Source organism: Azospirillum sp. UFLA03-27 (assembly GCF_059803775.1).
Map to the genome: position 1 here is coordinate 1 of NZ_JAUQTX010000350.1, position 5266 is coordinate 5266.

At 67.7% G+C, this 5266-nt stretch carries 6 protein-coding genes; 2 read left to right on the plus strand and 4 right to left on the minus strand.

Features of this window, described 5'->3' with window-relative positions; all coding sequences use genetic code 11:
* Positions 1-184: 184 nt before the first annotated feature.
* The gene (locus Q4I23_RS30225) at positions 185-1042 is read right to left on the minus strand and encodes a ParB/RepB/Spo0J family partition protein (protein ID WP_498528671.1); all 858 of its coding nucleotides are present in this window, start codon (positions 1040-1042) and stop codon (positions 185-187) included.
* Positions 1032-2054, minus strand: a complete 1023-nt coding sequence (locus tag Q4I23_RS30230; protein WP_454020751.1) for an AAA family ATPase — start codon at positions 2052-2054, stop codon at positions 1032-1034. The genes Q4I23_RS30225 and Q4I23_RS30230 overlap by 11 nt, the downstream gene beginning before the upstream one ends.
* Before the next feature lie 179 nt (positions 2055-2233).
* Between Q4I23_RS30230 and Q4I23_RS30235 the strand changes: the two genes are divergently transcribed.
* A complete protein-coding gene (locus tag Q4I23_RS30235; protein WP_454020750.1) occupies positions 2234-2458 on the plus strand; it encodes a hypothetical protein in 225 nt (74 codons plus the stop codon).
* A 444-nt stretch (positions 2459-2902) separates the two neighbouring features.
* The gene (locus Q4I23_RS30240) at positions 2903-4003 is read left to right on the plus strand and encodes a lipid II:glycine glycyltransferase FemX (protein WP_498528672.1); all 1101 of its coding nucleotides are present in this window, start codon (positions 2903-2905) and stop codon (positions 4001-4003) included.
* A gap of 71 nt (positions 4004-4074) precedes the next feature.
* On the opposite strand, the gene Q4I23_RS30245 is transcribed toward Q4I23_RS30240, so the two are convergent.
* Together Q4I23_RS30245 and Q4I23_RS30250 are read right to left on the minus strand one after the other, a co-directional pair.
* Positions 4075-4272 carry a hypothetical protein gene (locus Q4I23_RS30245; protein WP_035683083.1) on the minus strand — a complete coding sequence of 66 codons (198 nt, stop codon included), beginning with the start codon at positions 4270-4272 and terminating at the stop codon, positions 4075-4077.
* Between the two features lie 97 nt (positions 4273-4369).
* The gene (locus Q4I23_RS30250; RefSeq protein WP_498528673.1) at positions 4370-5023 is read right to left on the minus strand and encodes an HAD family hydrolase; all 654 of its coding nucleotides are present in this window, start codon (positions 5021-5023) and stop codon (positions 4370-4372) included.
* Positions 5024-5266 lie beyond the last annotated feature (243 nt).

The following is a 5266-nucleotide window of genomic DNA, read 5'->3' on the forward strand; positions in this document are numbered from 1 at the left end:
CGCTAACGCAGGGGAGGGGATTTTTTTGCCCCCTCCCCTGCGCAGCGGGGGAGGGCCGGGGTAGGGGCAATACCGCCCAAATTAGACGCCCTAAGGCATTTCGCGTTTCGACTTCGAAAGCCGCCATAGGTTGCCTAAACTTCAAAACGACACAACCTTAAGACGCTTTCGATTTCGAAACCCTTCACTCCCCCAGCAGATCGTCGATGCGCATCCGCAAGTCCCTCAGCAGCTCGCGATGCTCCTTCTGCATCGCGTTGCTGACCGAGTCGATGGCCTTCAGCTCCTTCTCGATGCGGTTGATCGAGCGGCCCAGCACGCGCATCGGCTCCACCGAGCCCGGCGCCTTGGACGCCCGCGCCGCGCGCACCGACTGCACCGTCAGCCCGCCGGTGCGCGCCGACTGCCACAGCCGCCGCACCTCCCCCTCGTCGCCGACGAAGGCCAGCTCGACCAGGGCGGAGCGGGACACCGCGTCGGGGTTCTCCCGATACTCGCGGAGAATGTCGACGGGCAGGTCCAGCACCTTCAGACGCTTCGACACCTCGGCCTCCGAGCAGCCGAGCACCGCGGCGACCTCCGCCTGGGCATAGCCGTGGCTGTCGATGAGCTGGGTCAGGCCGCGGGCCAGATCGATGGCGTCCAGATCCACGCGCTGGACGTTCTCGATCAGCGCGATCTCCTCCGCCTTGCCCTTGGTGATGATGGCGGCGATGGTCGGACGGCCGAGCATCTGGTGGGCGCGCAGGCGGCGTTCGCCAGCCACGAGGCGGTAGACGCCCTTCTCCGCCGTCTCCTGCACCAACACCGGCTGCTGAAGCCCATGCCGCTCGATGGAGGCGGCGAGCGAGGCGAGCGCGGTCTCGTCGAAGACGGTGCGCGGCTGGTTGGGATCGGTGCGGATGGCGGCGACGTCGGCCTCGATCAGCCGGGGCAGGGCGCCGGTCAACCCGAACAGCCGGTCGGTCTCCAGGGCCGGGGCGGCGGTCTTCGCCTGCAGGACCGTGGCGGCGGTCTGGCGGGTCAGCTTCTTAGGCGGCATCGGACGACTCCCGGATGCGTCCGGTGGCCTTCAGAAGGGCACCGGCGATGGCGGCGTAGCTTTCCACGCCCGGCGCGCCGATGTCGGCGTCCAGCGTGATGACATTGGCCCCGGCGGCCTGCGCGTAGATGGTCGCGCGCGGCACCGGCGGGAAGACCCGGTAATCCTCGCCCCAGAGCCGGCCGATGTCCTCCAGCGAGGAGCGGTCCTGCGTCTGGCGGGGATTGAGCATGGTCGGCAGGACGCCCAGCACCCGCAGGTTCGGGTTCAGCCGCCGCTGGATCTTCGTCACCGTGTCCAGGAAGGCGTTCACGCCCAGGATGGCGTGCGGCTCCGCCTGGCAGGGGATCAGCACATAGTCCGCCGCGGTCAGCGCGTTGATGGTGACCGCCCCCAGGTTCGGCGCGCAGTCGATCAGGATGAAATCATACGCGCCGCGCACCGCGTCCAGCATCTCCGCCATGGCGGTCTGGGCATTGGTCAGGTTGCCGGGCAGCTCGGTGTCGGCGCTGGCGAGCGCGATGCTCGACGGTACGACGTCCAGCCCTTCCACGCTGGTCGGGCGGATGACCTCGGCCAGCTTCGCCTTGCCCATCAGCGCGTGGTAGAGCACCCTGCCCTGCTCGGTCAGCGCCACCACGTCGGTCTGCGGCACGCCGACATGGACCGTGGCGTTGCCCTGCGGATCGGCGTCCACCAGCAACACGCGGTTCCCCGACCGGGCCAGCATGAAGGCGACGTTGATCGACGTCGCCGTCTTGGCCGTGCCACCCTTTTGCAGGCCGATGGCGATGGTCGTGCCGGCGCGCGGCGCCTCCGTCGCCGGCTGCTCCAGCGACAGCAGCAACAACCGGCCCAGCACGTCGCGGGGCAGGGGTTCGCGCCCCGTCTCCCACTTGCTCAGCCGCTGCTTGTCGTAACGGCGGCCGGTCAGTTCGTTCACGAACGCGGCCATCTGCGTCTGGGTGAGGCCGCGCCTCTCGCGCAGCAGCTTCAAATCGTCGCCGGTCATTGCCCCCTCGTCGCCCCATTGTGCCGGAGTCGTCTGGGAAGCTATCAAGTCGTCCCAACCCCCGCAATGGGTGTCTACCCGCGGTGCGGAGCAGCCGGCACTGGCGGAACATGGCCTCTCCGGTGCATAACTGAGGCATACGGGGCCGGAGGCGGCGCCGGGGCTGTGAGGTTGCGCGAATGGCGGCGAACTGGTCGGTGCGGCAACTGGTGTGTCAGGCGCATGGCTGCGAGTTGGCCGTGTCGTGGCGGACCGATGGACGCTGGACCTGGACCGTGTCGGTGGCCGGGGAGCGCGTTGCCGTCGGGATCGCCCAATCGCAGGACGGCGCCCAGGATGCCGCCGCCAACGCGGCGGAACGCCACGCCCGCGCCGACGGCATCATCCAACTGACGATGTTTTAAACGCCGAAGCACGGATTCCCGCTCGATTGGCGTCGAATTGGGCGTATTGCGCCGCAACATAACCGTCGATACGGGCGTAGCCCATACAATCCTCAGAAAAAGCGCTTAGCCACAGAGAATAATCCAGTGGGATTTTGCGCGAACCCATCAGGGTTTGTGTGATTTTCCCGTGCGTCTCCTATTGTTTGTGGACGATCGCAAAGACCGTAGGCCGCGCGTGAATTGTCTAAGACCTTCCGCGGAGCTTCGACCTTCGACGATGCGACGGCTCTGGCCTCCGGCCAGGGAAGCGGGACGGGCGAGGTTCCACGTCCGCCCCGACTGCGCCCATTCGACCAACCACGCGAGAGGCTCGACGTGACTTCGCTGGGGAAACGCCAGATTCACACCGACGCATTTGGGGGCGATTGCCTGGACGCTTCACCGGCTGTCGAAATCGACCGTATGGACCGCGGCGGCTGGTACGCCGTCATGAACGGCTTCGACGACGCCAACATCTTCCAGACCTGGGATTTCGGGCGCATCGCCCATCCCGGCCGTGACCTCAGCCACATCGTGCTGCGCCGGGACGGCCAGCCGGTCGCCGCGGCGCAGCTTCTCGTCCGCCGGGTGCCGGGCATCGGCGGCATTGCGCTGGTCATGTGGGGACCGCTGTGGCGCCCCAAGGGCCGGCAAGCCGATCCAGCCGACTTCCTGGCGATCATGAAAGCGATGAAGGCCGAATACAGCGGCCGCCGCGGCCTGTTTCTGCGCGTCCTGCCGCGCGTCGAGGACGGGGCAGGGGAGGGCGCCCGCGCGCTGTCCGCCATGGAGGCGCTGGGGATGCGGCACAGCGACGCCAAGGCCCCCTACCGCACCTTCATCATGGATCTGACCCGCGACGAGGCGACGATCCACAAGGACCTGTCCCGCCACTGGCGCCGCGGCCTCGCCAAGGCCGAGGGGGCCGGTCTGGAGATCGTCGAGGGCTCTTCGCCGGAGATCCTCGACGCCATCGACGACCTGTTCATCCAGACGCAGCGCCGCAAGGGCTTCCGCGCCTTCGACAGCCGCACCCTGACGAAGGTCCACCGCGCCCTGCCCGACGGCATGAAGATGCACGCCGTGATGGCCTCCCACAACGGCGAGCCGGTGGCCGGCGTGGTGGTGTCGCTGCTCGGCGACACCGCGCTGATGCAGAACTCGGCCACCGCGGAGGCCGGACTGCCGCTGAACGCCGCCTTCCTCGTCCACTGGAAGGCCATGCAATGGGTGAAGGCCAGCGGCGGGAAGCGCTACGACCTGCACGGCGTCAACGCCCAGGCCAACCCCGGCGTCCACCTGTTCAAACGCGGCTTCGCCGGCAAGGGGGAGGAGGAGCGGGTCTTCATCGGCACCTTCGAGGCGCCCGGCCCGATGCTCAGCCGGCTTCTCGTCGAAGGCGGCCAGACGGTGCGCACGCTGGCCGCGACCTGCACCGCGCAGGCGAGCCAAATGATGGCGATGGCGATGAACAAGGGTCCGGCGGAGCGCGCCGACGCAACCACCCCCTCCAACCCGGCGTAAGCGCCGGACATGCGAAACGCCCGGTCCAGACAGTGGACCGGGCGTCGCGTTTGCGCGTTACCGGGTAAGCGTCACTGGGTGCGTGCGATCACCGGCACGCCGTCCAGATCCTTTGGAAGATCGTCGGGGATGCCCGACGCGAAATTGACCGCGATGGCGTAGTCGTCGGACAGCTTCGTGACTTCGGCGCGGGTCATACCAGGGTACCCGCTGAGGATCGCCAGATAACGGTCACGGGCGGCTTCGGCAGCCTCTTTCGGCACGGGCATACGGACCTCCCTTTCGTCATAGGATGCCATAATCATTTATGGATTGTTGGCCCCATAAACAATACCCCAATGCGACCGTTTACCGCAAATCCGCCGCTCAGAGTCGTTGGGCGAGCCCGTGCAGGTCGCCGACCACCGTCACGTCGGGTGGGAAGGGGTTCGGCAGCCCTTCAGACACCACCCCGACGAAGCCCGTGCCGGCCTTGCGGGCGGCCTCCAGTTCGGTCAGGGAATCGCCGATGGCGAGCGCCCGCGCCGGGTCGTGCCCACCCTCCGCAACGATGCGCGCAAAGACCTCCGCCTTCACGTTGGGGGAGCCGGTGATGCTGCGGAAATGCCGCTCCAGCCCCTTGGCGCGCACAGTGCCCAGCAGAACCTCGTGGGGCGTGCCCGAGACGAGGTGGCAGGGCGTGCCGTCCAGCCGGTCCAGCACCGTCTCCGCGCCGGCGATCAGCGCGCAATCGGGAACGCGCGGATCGACGATCTCGGCGTAGCGGCGGGCCAAATCGTCGATCTCCGCCGGGCCGGGGTCGCGCCCGAACATCTCCCGCTCCAGGATCGCCAGCATCTTGAAGCGGCTGAGGCCGCCGTTGCGCCAGATCGTCCGGCGCATCCGCTCCTCCGTCTCCGCATCGTCGATGCCATAGAGGATGGCGAAGCCGCCGTTCTTGGTGGGCACGGAGTCGATGATGACGCCGTCGAAATCGAAGATCACGACCTCCGGGTCCAGCCGGTCGGGTGTCTGAAGCATTGCGCCGTCTCGCATCGTTGTGGTGGCCCCGCGCGGAACAAGGGCGGGTGCCGGAAAAGGCGTCGGGGGATCGTACAGGAAATCCCCCGTGCCTCAACGGTTCGGGCGGAAGAAAGAGCCTTTCGGAAAAGCTGTCTCACAGTGTGGCGCAGGCCACAGCGGGGGAGGGCGGCGGGGCGTACTGTCTGGTCATCGGACAGGCCGGGCCCCGACGCAGACGGAACCGGCAGCCAAATCCCCCAG

Coding starts and splice junctions, on each gene's coding strand:
- Q4I23_RS30225 (WP_498528671.1), bottom strand. CDS start 1,042: ATGCCGCCTAAGAAGCTGACCCGCCAGACCGCCGCCACGGTCCTGCAG.
- Q4I23_RS30230 (WP_454020751.1), bottom strand. CDS start 2,054: ATGACCGGCGACGATTTGAAGCTGCTGCGCGAGAGGCGCGGCCTCACC.
- Q4I23_RS30235 (WP_454020750.1), top strand. CDS start 2,234: ATGGCGGCGAACTGGTCGGTGCGGCAACTGGTGTGTCAGGCGCATGGC.
- Q4I23_RS30240 (WP_498528672.1), top strand. CDS start 2,903: ATGGACCGCGGCGGCTGGTACGCCGTCATGAACGGCTTCGACGACGCC.
- Q4I23_RS30245 (WP_035683083.1), bottom strand. CDS start 4,272: ATGCCCGTGCCGAAAGAGGCTGCCGAAGCCGCCCGTGACCGTTATCTG.
- Q4I23_RS30250 (WP_498528673.1), bottom strand. CDS start 5,023: ATGCTTCAGACACCCGACCGGCTGGACCCGGAGGTCGTGATCTTCGAT.